The sequence below is a fragment of the Ochrobactrum sp. Q0168 genome (assembly GCF_016427605.1).
Classification (GTDB): domain Bacteria; phylum Pseudomonadota; class Alphaproteobacteria; order Rhizobiales; family Rhizobiaceae; genus Brucella.
Map to the genome: position 1 here is coordinate 286,755 of NZ_JAELXQ010000001.1, position 17,343 is coordinate 304,097.

A 17,343-nucleotide genomic window follows, 5' to 3' on the forward strand; every position below is an offset into this window, starting at 1 on the left:
TCCATTTCGGGCTTAACGATCAATAGCGGCGGATCAATCCCACCAGCTTGCCCTGCACGCGGACGCGATCTGGTCCAAAGATGCGGGTTTCATAGGCGGGGTTTGCCGCTTCAAGCGCAATGGATGCACCCTTGCGGCGGAAGCGCTTCAAAGTCGCTTCTTCATCATCGACTAGTGCGACAACGATTTCACCCGGATTGGCAATGTCACCGCGTTTAATGATCACCGTATCGCCGTCGAAAATCCCGGCTTCGATCATCGAGTCACCCTTGACCTCCAGCGCATAATGTTCGCCCGCGCCAATCATCTCCGGCGGCAGGCTGAGCGAATGCGTCTGGTTCTGAATGGCGGAGATCGGCACACCGGCGGCGATGCGGCCCATGACAGGCACCGACACCGTCGTGGAAACATCGTCATTGATCGCCACAGGGGCAGGGCGCACTGGTTGTGCTGGTGCAGCTGGCGCCTTGCCCAGACTGCCTTCAATGACGCTTGGTGCAAATTTCTTCTGTGCGTTCAGTCCCGGCGCAATCGAATCCGGCAGGCGCAGCACTTCCAGCGCACGCGCACGGTTCGGCAGCCGGCGAATGAAGCCGCGCTCTTCCAGAGCGGTTATCAGCCGATGAATGCCCGACTTGGAAGCAAGATCGAGCGCTTCCTTCATTTCGTCAAAAGATGGCGGAATACCTGTTTCTTTCAGACGGTCATGAATGAACAGCAGAAGCTCGTGCTGCTTACGGGTCAACATGCGCGACACCCTCCGGCCAGATAAGAATCGAGAAAAACAAAACCAGAACGAACACTATATGTTCCAGTCTTGTTCTGCAATGGTTTTAAAATGATTAACGGGCTAGCAGCTTGTTGCCGGAATGTTCGCAGGGCGACGCGATGCGCTACAGGCCATTCAATTTAGTGTTTTATTATCAATAAATTATCACTCTCATTTCATGCTCTTTCGAGATGGTGAAAGCGTGGCTTTTCACGCCGATCAGCGCAACATCAGAACACGGCATGATGCGCCCGCATCCGCTGCCGGGGCATTTTCATCGCGAATGAGCAATGCATCGGAACCGACGAGCGCCGTCAGCATGGACGAATCCTGTACCGGAAATGGTATCGCCAGCAGTGTTCCATCGCTTTGCGATTCGACCGTTGCGCGCACAAAATCGCGGCGATGGTCATTGGCAGGCATCGCCAGACCGAGCTTCGCGGGGCGGATATCCGCCGCCAGACCGGTGCCTGCCAGCTTTGCAATAAGCGGGCGCACAAAGACCAGACTGCAAACGAGGCTCGAAACAGGGTTGCCGGGGAGGCCGATCACATGAACGGTTTTGCCGTTGACCGTCTTGCGTCCATACATGAGCGGCTTCCCGGGGCGCATGGCGATTTTCCAAAAATCCAGCTCGACATCGCAATTGCGCAGAGCGCCATGCACGTAGTCGCGATCACCAACCGAGGCGCCGCCGATGGTCACCAGCACGTCGATGCCTCTGTCGAGTGCGGCGGCGATTGCCGCTTCGATTTGTGCCGGATCATCCGGGATGATGCCCATGTCTTCAGGCTTGCCACCCGCACGCCGCACAATTTCGGCAATGCCGACACTGTTGGAGGCGACAATCTGGTCCGGGCCAGGCGTGGCGCCGGGCGGCACGAGTTCATCGCCAGTCGCCAATATCGAGACACGCGGCTTGGAAAACACATCGAGCGTTGGATTGCCGCTCGCAGCAGCCAGCGACAGCGCCGGAGCGTCCAGTTCTCGACCGACTGGTATGACGGTATTGCCCTGCGCAAAATCGAGGCCTGCCCGGCGGATATGGCGTCCCGGTTCCAGGCCTTCCCGAATGGTCAGCTGATCGCCGGACCGTTCGGTATGTTCCTGAATGACAACCGTATCGGCTGCTTCAGGCATCGGCGCGCCGGTGAAGATGCGCACAGCTTGCCCGGGCTGTAACGTGCCTTCGAAGCGTTTGCCCGCAGCGGATTCACCGATAAGGGTCAATTGAAGCGGATATGCGATTTTTTCAGGAGCAATCAGCGCATAGCCATCCATGGCAGAGCAATCGAAAGGTGGCTGCAGGAAACGGGCCTCAACGGCGCGGGCTACAACGCGCCCGCCTGCTTCACTCAGTGCAACAGTTTCAAGGCCATGCGGTTCTGCGGAGGAGAGTATACGCGCCAGAGCATCTTCGACCGGGAGAAGGGACATCGTATTTCCTCTCGAACTCAGTTTTGCCGAAACGCTTCAGGCCTTCCAGTCGCCGGACCTGCCGCCGCTCTTTTCCACAACGCGAATATTGCCGATTTCCATATGGCGATCGACAGCCTTGGCCATGTCATAGATTGTCAGGCACGTCACCGAAACAGCTGTCAGAGCTTCCATTTCCACGCCGGTGCGGCCCTTGAGCTTTGCGAGCGCGCGCACGCGCAAGCCCGGCAGAGCGTGGTCAGGCGCGATATCCACCGCAACCTTGGTCAGCATCAGCGGATGGCAAAGCGGAATGAGGTCGGCGGTCCTTTTTGCAGCCATGATGCCTGCAAGCCGCGCCGTGCCGATCACATCGCCCTTGGCAGCATCGCCCGCCAGAATGAGCGCCAGCGTTTCCGGTTGCATGGTCACGCTGCCTTCGGCAACGGCCTGGCGCTCGGTCTCGTCCTTGGAGCCGACATCCACCATATTGGCAGCGCCAGTCTGATCGAGATGGGTGAGCTTGGCCGTGTCCGAGGTCATGACATCACGCCTTGCCGGTCAGAAGCTCGCGCGTGGCGGCAGCAACGTCGTCCTTGCGCATCAGGCTTTCGCCGATCAGGAACGTGCCGATGCCGAATTTCTCCAACCGCAGGCAATCTTCGTGGGTAAAGACGCCGCTTTCCCCAACCAGCAGGCGGTCGGCAGGAGCCATTTTTGCGAGACGTTCCGAAACCGTGAGGCTGACTTCGAATGTGCGCAGATTGCGATTGTTGACACCCAGAAGGCGCGAGGAAAGCTTGAGCGCACGTTCCATCTCGGCCTCGTCATGCACTTCGATGAGCGCATCCATGCCTAGTTCGAAGGCGGTTTCTTCCAGCGCCTTGGCCAGATCGTCATCCACGCTTGCCAGAATGATCAGAATGCAGTCAGCGCCCCAGCTGCGCGCCTCATAGACCTGATAGGTATCGAACAGGAAATCCTTACGCAAAGCGGGCAGGTTGCAAGCATCACGCGCCGCCGTCAGGAATTCCGGCGCGCCCTGAAAGGATGGCGTATCGGTCAGAACCGAAAGGCAGGCAGCGCCGCCGTCTTCATAGGCCTTTGCCAGCGCTGGCGGGTTGAAATCCGGACGAATCAGTCCTTGGGACGGGCTGGCCTTCTTGATCTCTGCGATCAGGGCGAATTTGTCGGCTGCGCGCTTGGCTTCGAGCGCCTTGAGAAAGCCGCGTGGTGCGGTCTGATCCTTGGCGCGGGCCTTCAGGTCTTCGACCGTGTGACGCGCCTTGGCGGCAGCGATTTCCTCGCGCTTATAGACTTCGATCTTGCGGAGAATATCGGTGGACATGGTGCGCTTCCTCTCGTCAGACTGTCTTGTCGTTGGAGACAGCGATTACTTTTTGCAGAACGGCCAAAGCCGCGCCACTATCGATGGAATGGGCGGCCTGAGCGATGCCGTCCTTCAAATCTTCGCCCTTGCCCGCGATCACGAGCGCTGCGGCGGAATTGAGAAGCACGATGTCGCGATAGGCGTTCTTTGCGCCTTCCAAAACGGCGAGCAGCGCCTTGGCATTCTCGGCAGCGTCGCCGCCTTTCAATTCTTCCGGCTTGCAGCGGCGCAAGCCCACTTCTTCAGGCGTGATTTCGAATGTGCGGACGGTGCCGTTTTCCAGCGCTGCGATCTGCGTGGTGCCAGCGGTGGTCATCTCATCGAGACCGTCGCCATAGACGACCCAGACGGATTCCATGCCGAGTTCGTTCAGCACATGGGCAAGAGGCTCAACCCATTGCGCCGAAAAAACGCCCAGAAGCTGGCGCTTCACGCTTGCCGGATTGGCGAGCGGTCCGAGCAGATTGAAGATCGTACGGGTTCCAAGCTCCACGCGGGATGGGCCGACATGGCGCATGGCGGAATGGTGCATCGGCGCGAACATGAATCCGAGACCCGCTTCCCGTGCGCTGCGGCCAATAGTTTCTGCGTCCGCTTCAATATTGACGCCGAGAGCGGCAAGCGTGTCTGCGGCACCAGAGCGGGACGACAGCGCGCGGTTCCCGTGCTTGGCGACCGGTACGCCAGCGCCAGCCACCACAAAGGCCGAGCAGGACGATACATTGTAGGAACCGGATTGATCGCCGCCCGTGCCGACAATGTCGATGGCGTTTGAAGGGGCCACGACCGGCAACATGCGTGACCGCATGGAAGCGACCGCGCCGACGATTTCCGGCACGGTTTCGCCACGCACGCGTAAAGCCATCAGAAAGCCGCCGATCTGCGAAGGCGTTGCCTGACCGGACATCATGATGTCGAACGCGGCTTTCGAATCCTCTTGGCTCAGTGGTTCGCCGGAGGCCGCTTTCGCGATGTATGGTTTCAGATCAGCCATTGTCTTTCTGCCGCTTGTTTATTTCGATTGCCGGCGTTCAGTGGAACTTAGAACGCAAGTGCATTGTTGATGACGGTCTGGTTGATCTTCACCGGATACTGCTTCTGCAATTCGCCAACCATCTGTTCCAGCACATCGTCGGAAAGGGCGGTGGCCAGATAGTTGCGCTGCTGCTCAGGAATGGTGTCCGGACCAGCGCTGGCGGGTTCGGTCACTTCCGTCACCTTAAAGAGAATCTGTGCGTCATCGGAAGGCGCTGCCGCCGTGCCGGTGAAACCGTTCGGGCCGCGGAAAATCTGCGCTGCCGCAGCCGTGCCGATATCGGCATCGTTCGTGGAACGGGTGACGCCGCGCTTGGTCTGCTTTTCAAGAGCAAGCTCCGAAGCAATCGCATCGAGCGTCGCGCCGCCATCGAGACGCTTCTTCAGGTCTTCCAGACGCTGATTGAGGCGCTTAACGGCTTCCTCACCCTTCCATGCCGCCACAACCTTGTCCTTGACTTCATCGAGGGTGCGGTCGCGGGCAGGGGTGACGCCATCAATCTGATACCAAAGGTAGCCGACATTGCCCATGGTCAGCGCGTCATTGTCAAAGCCCTGTTCCGCCTGGAAAGCAGCGGCCAGAAGCGCCTGTCCGTTCGGAAGTTCAACCGGCTTGCCGGATGGATCGTTGCCTTCGGCATCGACTGCATCGACGGTGACGGTCTTGAGGCTCAGGCCCTTGGCGACATCGGCCATCGACGCGCCGTCCGAGCGCTGCTGTTCATAGGAATCGTGGATGCCGCTAATGCTGCTTGCCGCGATATTGTTGGCAAGGGTCGTGCGGATTTCTGCTTCGACTTCCGAGAGCGGCTTGACATGCGCCGGGTCGATCTTGGTAACGCGGAGAATAACGGGACCGAAACCGCCTTTGACGACGGGGCTTACGCCGTTTTCCGCGAGCGCAAAGGCTGCGTCGGCGATGGTCTGGTCGGGAATAGCGCTTTTCTCGAAAGTGCCGAGCTTCAGATCGTCTTCGGTCTTGCCCTGTTCCTCGCCGATGTCGAGGAAGCTTGTGCCAGCGGCGATCTTTTCCTGCGCTGCATTGGCAGCAGCTTCATCCGCAAAGCTGATCTGCTCGATGGTCCGCTGTTCAACCGTGCTGTAGCGAGCCTTGTTTTTCTCGTAATATTCGCTGATTTCGTCCTGCGTCACGGCAACCGGATCGGCAATATCGGCGGGCTCCAGCTTGACATAGCTGATCTTGCGGGATTCAGGCGCCTTATACTCATCCTTGTGCGCGTCGAAATAGGCCTTGACGACGTCATCCGCCGGGGCAGGGATCGCGTCTGCTTTTTCCACAGGAATGGTGATGTAGTCGACGCTGCGGCTTTCGCCCTGATAAAGTGCCAGCGCCTTGAGCATGGCGTCGGGCATCTTGATGCCGTCGGTCGCTGCTTCGACCATTTGCTGGCGACGGGCAACCTTGGCGCGATTTTCGAGATAATCCTGGGCGCGAATGCCGGACTGGCGCAAAACCGCATCGAACTGCGCGCGGCTGAAGTTGCCGCTGGCGTCCTGGAATGCCGGATCTTCCGCCGTCAGGCGGGCAATGCCGTCTTTCGACAGGCCGAGCTGCATGTTGCGCGCGCCTTCGTCAAGCACGACACCGGCGGCAAGCTGCGCCAGCACCTGGTTTTCAACGCCGATGGATTTTGCCTGCTCGCGCGTCAGACGCTGACGGAACTGCTGCGACAGGCGCATGACCTGCTGCTCATAAGCGAAGCGATAATCAGTCGCACTCACTTCCGAGCCGCCTGCTGTCAGCGCGGCATTGCCTGTCATGCCACTGCGGAAGACATCCGCGATGCCCCAGATGCCGAAGCTCAGGACGAGCACACCAAGCAGAAGCTTGGCTATCCAGGATTGAGCGGCAGAGCGCAGGCTGTCGAGCATGGGAAACCCTTCGATTATGAAAAAAGCTCGGCTTTGGTTGAGTTGAGCCAGTCATTGAATTGAACCGTTCAGGGGATAACCCCAAGCAAGCCCCATATGCAAGGTCTCATTGAGGCTCCGCAACCAAGAACATTTGCATTGCGACACGAATATGCTTAGTCAGTGGCAAAATTCGGCGCGACCATGTGTTGCGCCTGCCATTTAAAAAGGCGAGGAGAATACAATGACTCCGGGTATCCGTCCGTTGGTCGCTGGCAACTGGAAGATGAATGGAACGGGAGAATCTCTCACCGAGCTGCGCGCGATTGCAGCCGGTTTGAGCTCCGATTTCGGCAGGAAGCTCGATGCGGTGATTTGCGTGCCTGCCACTTTGTTGTCGCGCGCTGCTGAAACACTCTCTGGAGAAACCACCGTCGGCCTTGGCGGGCAGGACAGTCATTTCAAGACTTCCGGCGCGCATACCGGCGATATTTCGGCAGAAATGCTGAAAGAAGCAGGTGCAAGCCATGTCATCATCGGCCATTCCGAACGCCGTACCGATCACCGTGAAACCAACGATATCGTGAAGGCAAAGACCGAAGCCGCGTGGGCCGCCGGTCTTGTGACCATCGTTTGCGTTGGTGAAACGGCTGACGAGCGCCAGGGCGAGCGCACGCTGGAGGTCATCGGCTCGCAGCTTGCAGGTTCCCTGCCGGATGGCGTGACCGCCGAAAACACCATCATTGCCTATGAGCCTGTATGGGCCATCGGCACGGGCCTGACGCCAACGGTGCAGGACGTTCGCGCGGCACATGCCTTCATGCGTGAGCAGCTGACCGAGCGTTTCGGCGCAAAGGGCGCGCATCTGCGTCTTCTCTATGGCGGTTCGGTCAAGCCGTCCAACGCCACTGAACTGCTCGGGATTGCCGATGTCGACGGGGCGCTTGTTGGCGGTGCGAGCTTGAAGGCGACCGACTTCCTCGCCATATGCGAGACCTACCGCAATCTTTAAGCGGCGCCTTGCCCTGACGCGCTTCTATCTTGGGCGGCGGGGCTTGGATTATCGCGCAATAGCGTGTAAAGAGCCGCATCTATTCTATCGTGCAGTCTGGACATGGTCATGTGATGTGTCCTGGAACTGCTTTAGTTCAGGGACGTAAAGACCGTTACCCATGCAAACCGTACTCATTGTCATTCATTTGTTGATCGTGCTGGCGCTTGTCGGCGTTGTGCTTATCCAGCGCTCTGAGGGCGGCGGCCTTGGCATTGGCGGCGGTTCTGGCTTCATGACGGCGCGGGGTGCCGCCAATGCGCTCACCCGTACGACTGCCATTCTGGCAATCGGCTTTTTCGCGACGTCGCTGATCCTCGGCATCATGGCGCGTTATGGCGAGCGCCCAACCGATATTCTGAACCGTATTCCGGCAGCATCCGGCAGTCAGACGGCTCCGGCAGGCGGCAATGGCGCTGGCGGCGGAATTCTCAATCAGCTTGGCGGCGAGTCTTCGCGTACCAACACGAATGAGACCGCACCTGCTGCACCGGGCGCTGCTCCCGCCGCTCCGACGGGAACCACAGCGCCGCAGGCACCGGCGACACCGGAAGCTCCAGCCAACCCGGTACCAAGCTCGCAGTAAAAAGAGCTCATGGAATCAAGTGATTGTGAAACCGGCCCAATGGGCCGGTTTTCTTTTTGTTAACCATCGAATTGCAAAGTGTTGCAAGCAGGCAATAGGCTTTCACGAATCGCACTGCACAACCGCTGCAACGAATTGAGTCGTTCCTGCGTTTACAGTATGGAAAGCGAAAGCTGGGCCGCAAATGCGGCAGCTATTTTCCGCTTGTGCTTGGATTTTCGGGAACTGATCATGTTTTCACGTCGTATTCTTTTGGCTGGCATTGCGAGCCTTTGCGTTGGAGTTTCCGCGCCGGCTTTTGCCGCTTCGCCGGTCAGTGCCGAGGCGCAGCTGAATGAAGCTGCTGCCGCGAATGTGCAGCAGGTTGCGCTGTCGAGCGATGCTAAGGCCAATCCGGACAAGCCCAAGAAGAAGAAAAAGAGCGCGTCCAGCGGCAATGCCGGTGTGAAGGCCAACAAGTACAATATCGATCCGAAGTTCCGCGCGCAGGAAGTGGCCTTCACAGGCTACAAGCCGGGTACCATCGTGATCGACCCGAAGCAGCGTTTTCTCTACTATGTGGAAACCTCGACGACGGCGCGCCGCTATGGCATCGCGGTTGGCAAGCAGGGCCTTGAATTCAAGGGTTCCGCAACGATCAACGCCAAGCGTGAATGGCCGCGCTGGATTCCGACCAAGGAAATGGTCGAACGTGATCCGGGTCATTATGGCCGCTTCAAGAACGGCATGGATGGCGGCCCAGGCAACCCGCTCGGCTCGCGCGCCATGTATCTGTTCCAGGGCAACAAGGACACCTATGTCCGTATTCATGGCACGGTTCAGCCGTGGACCATCGGCAGCTCCGCTTCGAACGGCTGCTTCCGCATGATCAATGAAGACGTCATGGATCTCTACGAGCGTGTCGGCCTCGGAACCGAAGTCGTCGTTCTCTAATCCATATTGACGAACAGAAAAATGGCCGGGCTTCAGGGCCCGGTTTTCTTTTGGCCATTGTATCCATGGCGCTGCGCCTCGGTTGAGGCCTTATCTGTGGATTGCGGGCTTCGGCATGGAAATATCAGGCAGGGGCCGTTAAGACGGTTCCATGTATTCGCCCGGAGGTCGTGCTCCGGGCATGTTCAGGTGTATAGCGTTTACATTCGTCCAATACGCCGAGGGGCTTGTGTTGCTCTCTAAACGTTCCGTTTTGGGGTGGCATGTCTGTGTTCAACAATGATTACCGCATCGCTTCGGTGAAAAATCACTCCGAGGCGCATTTTTTTGTGGCGGAATCAATTAAGAAAGTCTAACGAGATAAGCCCATGGCGCGATATGTTTTCATCACTGGCGGCGTGGTTTCTTCCCTTGGAAAAGGCATAGCTGCTGCAGCACTGGCTGCACTCCTTCAGGCACGCGGTTACCGCGTGCGTATCCGTAAACTCGACCCTTATCTGAACGTCGATCCCGGCACGATGTCGCCTTACCAGCATGGTGAGGTGTTCGTCACTGACGATGGTGCCGAAACCGACCTCGATCTTGGTCATTACGAGCGGTTCACCGGTCGTCCTGCCAACAAGCAGGATAATATCACCACCGGTCGCATCTACCGTAACATCATCGAAAAGGAACGCCGCGGCGATTATCTCGGCGCGACGGTTCAGGTCATTCCGCATGTGACCGACGAGATCAAGAATTTTGTTCTCGAAGGCAATGAGGATTATGATTTCGTATTGTGCGAAATCGGCGGCACCGTTGGCGACATCGAAGCCATGCCGTTCCTCGAGGCGATCCGTCAGCTTGGCAATGAATTGCCGCGCGGAGCAGCGGTTTACATCCATCTGACGCTGATGCCGTATATTCCGGCGGCGGGCGAACTCAAGACCAAGCCGACGCAACATTCGGTGAAGGAACTGCGGTCCATCGGTATTGCGCCGGATATTCTTCTGGTGCGTGCGGATCGCGAAATTCCGGAATCCGAACGCCGCAAGCTGTCGCTATTCTGTAACGTGCGTGAAAGCGCCGTTATCCAGGCGCTCGACGTGGCGACGATCTATGATGTGCCGATTGCTTACCACAAGGAAGGTCTCGATTCGGAAGTCCTTTCGGCATTCGGTATCGACCCGGCTCCAAAGCCGCGTATGGATCGCTGGGAAGAAGTTTCCCATCGCCTGCACAATCCGGAGGGCGAAGTCACCATCGCTATCGTCGGCAAATATACGGGTCTGAAGGACGCGTATAAGTCGCTGATCGAAGCGCTTTATCACGGTGGTCTTGCCAATAAGGTGAAGGTCAATCTCGACTGGATCGAAGCTGAAGTCTTTGAAAGTGAAGATCCGGCTCCGCATCTGGAAAAGGTACACGGCATTCTGGTGCCGGGCGGCTTTGGCGAGCGTGGCGCAGAAGGCAAGATTCTTGCGGCGAAATTCGCTCGCGAGCGGAAAGTTCCGTATTTCGGCATTTGCTTTGGCATGCAGATGGCCTGCATCGAGGCGGCGCGTAATCTGGTTGGCATTGAAAACGCGTCGTCGACCGAATTCGGCCCGACCAAGGAACCGGTTGTTGGTTTGATGACAGAATGGCTCAAGGGCAACATGCTCGAGAAGCGCGCAGCCGCGGGCGATCTCGGCGGCACGATGCGTCTTGGCGCTTATGAGGCAGCCCTTGCTCCGGGTTCCAAGATCGCGGAAATCTACGGCTCGACCGATATTTTCGAGCGTCACCGTCACCGCTACGAAGTCAATATCGACTATAAGGCGCGTCTCGAAGAGGCTGGCCTGATTTTCGCAGGCATGTCGCCGGATGGCGTTCTGCCGGAAACCGTCGAATATCCTGACCATCCATGGTTCATCGGCGTTCAGTACCATCCGGAACTGAAGTCCCGTCCGTTCGAACCGCATCCGCTTTTCGCTTCGTTCATTGAAGCGGCAATAGAGCAGAGCCGTCTGGTCTAAAACTCTAACGCGCCTTTCGGGGCGCGTTTCTTTTCGGCTTTCAGGCTGTGGTCTTGTTTTCCACTCACCTTTACGCCAGATAAAGTGCCCGTCAGGCATTCAGTATCGAGGTCAAGTTATGGCGACTGCTAATTCATCCGTAAAAATCGGAAACGTAACTTTTTCAAACAGTGCGCCATTTGCCCTGATTGCTGGCCCCTGCCAGATGGAAACGCGTGAACACGCTTTCGATATGGCAGGCCGCCTTAAGGAAATGACCGATAAACTCGGCATTGGTCTCGTCTACAAGTCCAGCTTCGACAAGGCCAACCGCACATCGCTGAAGGCAGAACGCGGCATCGGTCTGGAAAAGGCGCTGGAGGTCTTTGCCGATCTGAAAAAGGAATTCGGCTTTCCGGTTCTGACCGATATCCACACCGAAGAACAATGCGCCGCAGTCGCGCCCGTTGTCGATGTGCTTCAGATTCCGGCTTTCCTTTGCCGTCAGACCGATCTCTTGATCGCCGCCGCAAAGACGGGTCGCGCGGTCAACGTCAAGAAGGGCCAGTTCCTGGCGCCGTGGGACATGAAGAATGTTCTGGCCAAGATCACCGAAAGCGGCAATCTCAATGTGCTCGCGACCGAGCGGGGCGTGTCTTTCGGTTACAATACTTTGGTGTCCGACATGCGTTCGCTGCCGATCATGGCTGCTCTGGGCGCACCGGTGGTATTCGACGCAACCCATTCGGTGCAGCAGCCGGGCGGGCAGGGCGGTTCGTCCGGCGGACAGCGCGAATTTGTTGAAACACTGGCTCGCGCAGCAGTCGCTGTCGGCGTGGCCGGTCTCTTCATTGAAACCCATCAGGATCCCGACAATGCGCCGTCGGACGGACCAAACATGGTGCCGATCGACAAGATGCCCGCATTGCTGGAAAAGCTCGTGGCGTTCGACCGGATTGCCAAGGGACTTTAGTGTCTGTTCCAAAAGCCGCCATGCCGGGCTGCAAATGGCAATTTCTGCGCTTACCTAGGCTCACATACCCAAATGTACGGCTCAAGCTCCGGCTCTCGAAATCACCATTTTCTCCGCTGCCTGCCGTCTTTTTGATTCAGACACTCGGAATTCAAAGCGAATTGTGAAAGGCGGGGGATTTTCCTCCGCCTTTTGTTTCGCTAAGGATGTGCCCACATCGGATTTGTTCAGCAGCTCTGCATATAAGCGGAGCGATCTATAGGGAAGGACTGGCTCCTATGACTGCAATTATCGACATCGTCGGCCGCGAAATTCTTGACAGCCGCGGCAACCCGACCGTCGAAGTGGACGTAGTGCTTGAAGATGGCTCTTTTGGCCGTGCCGCTGTTCCATCCGGCGCATCGACCGGCGCCCATGAGGCCGTTGAGCTGCGCGATGGCGGCAGCCGCTATCTCGGCAAGGGCGTGGAAAAGGCTGTCGAAGCCGTGAATGGCAAGATTTTCGACGCCATTGCAGGCCTCGATGCCGAAAGCCAGCTGCTTATCGATCAGACCCTGATCGACCTCGACGGCTCTGCCAACAAGGGCAATCTCGGCGCCAATGCTATTCTCGGCGTGTCGCTGGCTGTTGCCAAGGCCGCCGCTCAGGCAACCGGCCTTCCGCTCTATCGCTATGTTGGCGGTGCCAACGCGCATGTTCTGCCGGTGCCGATGATGAACATCATCAATGGCGGCGCCCATGCCGACAACCCAATCGACTTTCAGGAATTCATGATTCTGCCGGTTGGCGCATCGTCGATCCGCGAAGCCGTTCGTTATGGCTCGGAAGTCTTCCACACGCTGAAGAAGCGTCTCAAGGACGCTGGCCACAACACCAATGTCGGCGACGAAGGCGGTTTTGCTCCGAACCTTAAGAGCGCGCAGGCTGCCCTCGATTTCGTTATGGAATCGATTGAGAAGGCTGGTTTCAAGCCGGGTGAAGATATCGCCATCGGTCTCGATTGCGCATCGACCGAATTCTTCAAGGACGGCAACTACGTCTATGAAGGCGAGCGCAAGACACGCGATCCGAAGGCGCAGGCCAAGTATCTGGCCAAGCTCGTCGCCGATTATCCGATCGTCAGCATTGAAGACGGCATGGCCGAAGACGACTGGGAAGGCTGGAAGTACCTGACCGATCTCGTTGGCAACAAGTGCCAGCTGGTTGGCGACGATCTGTTCGTCACCAACTCGGCCCGTCTGCGCGATGGTATCCGCATGGGCGTCGCAAATTCGATCCTCGTGAAGGTCAACCAGATCGGCTCACTGTCGGAAACGCTTGATGCCGTCGAAACCGCGCATAAGGCAGGCTACACCGCCGTCATGTCGCATCGTTCGGGCGAAACCGAAGATTCGACCATTGCCGACCTCGCTGTCGCGACCAATTGCGGGCAGATCAAGACCGGCTCGCTGGCCCGTTCGGACCGTACGGCAAAGTACAACCAACTCATCCGCATCGAAGAAGAACTCGGCAAGCAGGCCCGCTATGCGGGCCGCAGCGCGCTGAAGTTCCTCTAATCAAAACCTGAAGCAATTGATGAAAGGCGGGCCCTGTGCCCGCCTTTTTCGTTGCCCGTGAGGGCGCATAGAGACATGTCATCTAGTCTCGGTTTTGACTCCGCTTATATATATTGATATCAATGTTATTGTCTTTGCCATGTGCTCGCCCTGAACGGGGAGCAATATGGCAGACATGGAGCGGCTCAATCCCGTATTGCCCGAGCCGTTGGGGGGAAACCAAAGGGAGAGAGAAAATGGCTTATATTGAAGGTTTCGTCGTCGCCGTTCCGAAAGCGAACAAGGAAATCTATCGCAAACATGCAGCGACCGCTGCCGAACTGTTCAAGGAGTTCGGCGTTACGCGCATGGTCGAGGCATGGGGGGATGACGTCCCCGATGGCAAGGTGACTGACTTCCGCCGGGCCGTGCAGGCAGCGGATGACGAGGAGGTAGTTTTCTCCTGGTTCGAATATCCCGACAAAGCCACGCGCGATGCGGCCAATCAGAAGATGATGAGCGATCCACGCATGGCGGCAATGGGCAGCGAAATGCCATTCGATGGCAAGCGCATGATCATGGGCGGGTTCTCAACGATTCTCGATGTGTGATCGTTTGAGCGCTTGGCGATGAATATATCGGCAATCATGGGTTGATCATGATTGCCGATTTCCCGCTTTCAGGGTGAATTTTAAAAAATACACCGTCTTGTGAACGCCTAATCTGTTTCACAAAAATAGGGTTAATCTTTTCCTGACATATGGCTGCGGTAAAGCTCTGTTAAGCAAAATAATGCTTGATAGTGGAATTCGGATTGGCGGTTGCAGCTTGAGATTCGCTGCCGCGAAAAACATCCGGGAAGGAAGCCGCAATGTGGACCAAGCAGAAACGTAAATCGATCCGTGGGCGCTTTATTTTACCCATCCTGACGGCTGCGTTTCTCAGCTATTTCGGCTTCCACGCCTATCACGGCGAATTCGGCCTGTATGCCCGTATCCAGCTTGAAGAGCAAAAAGCGACCCTCACAAAGCAGCTCGAAAAAATCAGCGGGGAGCGTGCCGCGCTCGAAAAGCGCGTTGCGCTTCTGCGTGACGGATCCATTGAAAAGGATATGCTTGACGAGCAGGCTCGCAGGGCGCTTAATCTCTCCCATCCCGATGAAGTGACAATTATCACTTCTCGGGAAGATAGATCGAATTAACTGAATTCCGGTTAATTGTCTTTTTGTGATATGTTTTTAAGGGCTTGGTAGCATAGCAGCTATGCTCTGGGTGCATATTGTATCTTGTAATATGCCCGTATAACGTCACAATATAACGACAATCTTAGGGAGCGAGATATGGCACCGAGGGCTAAAAGGGCGCCTGCTGGCAAAACGCAGACGTCTTCCGTCACTACACCCAAGGCACCTGCGCCTGTTGAATTTACCAAAGAGCAGGAGCTGCACGCCTATCGCGAGATGCTGATGATCCGGCGTTTCGAAGAAAAAGCCGGCCAGCTTTATGGCATGGGCTTCATTGGTGGCTTCTGCCATCTCTATATCGGACAGGAAGCTGTCGTCGTCGGTATGCAGACCGCGCTGAAGGAAGGTGATCAGATCATCACGTCCTATCGCGACCATGGTCACATGCTGGCAACAGGCATGGAAGCGCGCGGCGTCATGGCCGAGCTGACCGGACGCCGTGGAGGCTACTCCAAGGGCAAGGGCGGCTCCATGCATATGTTCTCCAAGGAGAAAGGCTTCTACGGCGGTCACGGCCTCGTCGGCGCTCAGGGTCCGCTCGGCACCGGTCTTGCCTTTGCGAACAAGTATCGCGGCAACGACAATCTGTCGGTCACCTATTTCGGCGACGGCGCTGCCAATCAGGGCCAGGTCTATGAAAGCTTCAACATGGCCTCGCTGTGGAAGTTGCCGGTGATCTACGTCATCGAAAACAACCGTTACGCTATGGGCACCTCGGTATCGCGTTCTTCCGCTGAAACCGATTTCTCCAAGCGCGGCGTTTCGTTCAATCTTCCGGGCATCAAGGTTGACGGCATGGACGTTCGGGCCGTCGCCGCTGCCGCCAAGTTCGCTGCTGATTGGGCGCGTTCCGGCAAGGGTCCTTTGATTCTCGAAATGGAAACCTATCGCTATCGCGGTCACTCCATGTCCGATCCTGCGAAATATCGCTCGAAGGACGAAGTGCAGAAGATGCGTTCCGAGCATGATCCGATCGAACAGGTCAAACAGCGCCTGATCGACAAGGGCTGGGCAACCGAAGAAGAGCTGAAGGAAATCGACAAGGAAGTCCGCGACATCGTCGCTGATTCGGCCGATTTCGCTCAAAACGATCCGGAGCCGGATGTTTCCGAGCTCTACACGGATATTCTGCTCTAATTCGGGAAAGGTGTTGTCATGCCCGTAGAAATTCTCATGCCCGCCCTTTCTCCGACCATGGAAGAAGGCACGCTTTCCAAATGGGTGAAAAAGGAAGGCGACAAGGTTACGTCCGGTGATGTGATTGCCGAGATCGAAACCGACAAGGCGACGATGGAAGTCGAAGCCGTCGATGAAGGCGTCATCGGCAAGATCCTGATCGCTGAAGGCACGGAAGGCGTAAAGGTCAATACGCCGATCGCCGTGCTGCTCGGCGATGGCGAAAGCGCTTCCGATATCGGTTCGGCTCCGGCTGCCAAGGCTGAGGCCCCGAAGCAGGAAGCCAAGGAAGAAGTGAAGGACGCGCCGAAGGCTGAAGACAAGCCTGCTGCCAGCGTTCCGGCTGCGCCGAAGGTTGAAGTCGCGTCCGATCCGGATATTCCGGCTGGCACGGAAATGGTTTCGATGACGGTGCGTGAAGCGCTGCGCGACGCTATGGCCGAAGAAATGCGCCGTGACGAGAACGTCTTCATCATGGGTGAAGAAGTTGCTGAATATCAAGGTGCCTACAAGATCACACAAGGTCTTCTCGATGAATTCGGCGCGCGCCGCGTGGTCGATACGCCGATCACCGAGCATGGTTTTGCCGGTGTGGGCGTTGGCGCTGCAATGGCCGGTCTGAAGCCGATTGTTGAATTCATGACCTTCAATTTCGCCATGCAGGCGATTGACCAGATCGTGAATTCGGCTGCAAAGACCCTCTACATGTCGGGTGGCCAGATGGGCGCTCCGATGGTGTTCCGCGGTCCTTCGGGTGCCGCCGCGCGCGTCGCAGCCCAGCATTCGCAGTGCTATGCCGCCTGGTACAGCCATATTCCGGGCCTCAAGGTCGTCATGCCTTACACGGCTGCCGATGCGAAGGGCTTGCTCAAGGCCGCCATCCGCGATCCGAACCCGGTTATCTTCCTCGAAAACGAAATTCTCTACGGTCATCATTTCGATGTGCCGAAGCTTGATGATTTCGTTCTGCCGATTGGTAAGGCTCGTATTCACAAGCAGGGCAAGGACGCGACGCTGGTTTCGTTCGGTATCGGCATGACCTATGCGGTCAAGGCTGCGGAAGAACTGGCTGCACAGGGCATTGACGTTGAAGTCATCGATCTGCGCACCATCCGCCCGATGGACATTCCGACCGTCGTGGAATCGGTCAAGAAGACCGGCCGCCTCGTGACGGTGGAAGAAGGCTTCCCGCAGTCGTCAGTCGGCACGGAAATCGCTACACGCGTGATGCAGCAGGCTTTCGATTATCTCGATGCGCCGATCCTGACCATTGCAGGCAAGGACGTTCCGATGCCTTACGCCGCAAATCTCGAAAAGCTGGCGCTGCCGAATGTGGCCGAAGTCGTGGAAGCGGTGAAAGCCGTGACCTACTCCGCTTAACGAAAGGG

Annotated in this window: 16 protein-coding genes; 10 read left to right on the forward strand and 6 right to left on the reverse strand. The window is 57.2% G+C overall.

The window, feature by feature from the left end:
- Positions 1 to 19: 19 nt before the first annotated feature.
- The 6 genes from lexA to JAU75_RS01425 all read right to left on the reverse strand — a co-directional run bounded on the left by lexA (position 20) and on the right by JAU75_RS01425 (position 6,503).
- Positions 20 to 748, reverse strand: coding sequence for a transcriptional repressor LexA (lexA, locus tag JAU75_RS01400; RefSeq protein ID WP_199053969.1), 729 nt, complete (start codon positions 746 to 748; stop codon positions 20 to 22).
- A 240-nt stretch (positions 749 to 988) separates the two neighbouring features.
- Entirely contained in the window at positions 989 to 2,206 is a 1,218-nt protein-coding gene (glp, locus tag JAU75_RS01405; protein WP_199053970.1) for a gephyrin-like molybdotransferase Glp, read from the reverse strand.
- Positions 2,207 to 2,242: 36 nt separating this feature from the next.
- Positions 2,243 to 2,728, reverse strand: coding sequence for a cyclic pyranopterin monophosphate synthase MoaC (gene moaC, locus JAU75_RS01410; RefSeq protein WP_199053971.1), 486 nt, complete (start codon positions 2,726 to 2,728; stop codon positions 2,243 to 2,245).
- Between the two features lie 4 nt (positions 2,729 to 2,732).
- The gene (gene trpC, locus JAU75_RS01415; RefSeq protein WP_199053972.1) at positions 2,733 to 3,533 is read right to left on the reverse strand and encodes an indole-3-glycerol phosphate synthase TrpC; all 801 of its coding nucleotides are present in this window, start codon (positions 3,531 to 3,533) and stop codon (positions 2,733 to 2,735) included.
- 16 nt (positions 3,534 to 3,549) lie between these two features.
- On the reverse strand, positions 3,550 to 4,569 hold the full coding sequence (gene trpD / locus JAU75_RS01420) for an anthranilate phosphoribosyltransferase (protein WP_199053973.1): 1,020 nt from the start codon (positions 4,567 to 4,569) through the stop codon (positions 3,550 to 3,552).
- Between the two features lie 47 nt (positions 4,570 to 4,616).
- Positions 4,617 to 6,503 carry a peptidyl-prolyl cis-trans isomerase gene (locus JAU75_RS01425; protein WP_199053974.1) on the reverse strand — a complete coding sequence of 629 codons (1,887 nt, stop codon included), beginning with the start codon at positions 6,501 to 6,503 and terminating at the stop codon, positions 4,617 to 4,619.
- Between the two features lie 223 nt (positions 6,504 to 6,726).
- On the opposite strand from JAU75_RS01425, the gene tpiA reads away from it, so the two are divergent.
- The 10 genes from tpiA to JAU75_RS01475 all read left to right on the forward strand — a co-directional run bounded on the left by tpiA (position 6,727) and on the right by JAU75_RS01475 (position 17,335).
- On the forward strand, positions 6,727 to 7,494 hold the full coding sequence (gene tpiA / locus JAU75_RS01430; RefSeq protein ID WP_199053976.1) for a triose-phosphate isomerase: 768 nt from the start codon (positions 6,727 to 6,729) through the stop codon (positions 7,492 to 7,494).
- A gap of 160 nt (positions 7,495 to 7,654) precedes the next feature.
- Positions 7,655 to 8,119 carry a preprotein translocase subunit SecG gene (gene secG / locus JAU75_RS01435; RefSeq protein ID WP_199053978.1) on the forward strand — a complete coding sequence of 155 codons (465 nt, stop codon included), beginning with the start codon at positions 7,655 to 7,657 and terminating at the stop codon, positions 8,117 to 8,119.
- Positions 8,120 to 8,350: 231 nt separating this feature from the next.
- Positions 8,351 to 9,052: a L,D-transpeptidase gene (locus JAU75_RS01440; protein ID WP_199053980.1), complete on the forward strand. Its 702-nt coding sequence runs from the start codon at positions 8,351 to 8,353 to the stop codon at positions 9,050 to 9,052.
- Between the two features lie 368 nt (positions 9,053 to 9,420).
- Complete coding sequence (locus JAU75_RS01445; RefSeq protein ID WP_199053982.1) at positions 9,421 to 11,049, forward strand: CTP synthase; 1,629 nt, start codon at positions 9,421 to 9,423, stop codon at positions 11,047 to 11,049.
- A 118-nt stretch (positions 11,050 to 11,167) separates the two neighbouring features.
- Entirely contained in the window at positions 11,168 to 12,001 is an 834-nt protein-coding gene (gene kdsA, locus JAU75_RS01450; protein ID WP_199053984.1) for a 3-deoxy-8-phosphooctulonate synthase, read from the forward strand.
- A 278-nt stretch (positions 12,002 to 12,279) separates the two neighbouring features.
- Complete coding sequence (gene eno / locus JAU75_RS01455; protein ID WP_109369149.1) at positions 12,280 to 13,557, forward strand: phosphopyruvate hydratase; 1,278 nt, start codon at positions 12,280 to 12,282, stop codon at positions 13,555 to 13,557.
- A gap of 236 nt (positions 13,558 to 13,793) precedes the next feature.
- Entirely contained in the window at positions 13,794 to 14,147 is a 354-nt protein-coding gene (locus JAU75_RS01460; protein ID WP_199053985.1) for a DUF1428 family protein, read from the forward strand.
- Positions 14,148 to 14,407: 260 nt separating this feature from the next.
- Positions 14,408 to 14,737, forward strand: a complete 330-nt coding sequence (locus JAU75_RS01465; RefSeq protein WP_199053986.1) for a septum formation initiator family protein — start codon at positions 14,408 to 14,410, stop codon at positions 14,735 to 14,737.
- Positions 14,738 to 14,875: 138 nt separating this feature from the next.
- Positions 14,876 to 15,916: a pyruvate dehydrogenase (acetyl-transferring) E1 component subunit alpha gene (gene pdhA / locus JAU75_RS01470; protein WP_199053987.1), complete on the forward strand. Its 1,041-nt coding sequence runs from the start codon at positions 14,876 to 14,878 to the stop codon at positions 15,914 to 15,916.
- Between the two features lie 18 nt (positions 15,917 to 15,934).
- Positions 15,935 to 17,335: a pyruvate dehydrogenase complex E1 component subunit beta gene (locus tag JAU75_RS01475; RefSeq protein ID WP_199053988.1), complete on the forward strand. Its 1,401-nt coding sequence runs from the start codon at positions 15,935 to 15,937 to the stop codon at positions 17,333 to 17,335.
- The last annotated feature ends 8 nt before the right edge of the window (positions 17,336 to 17,343 follow it).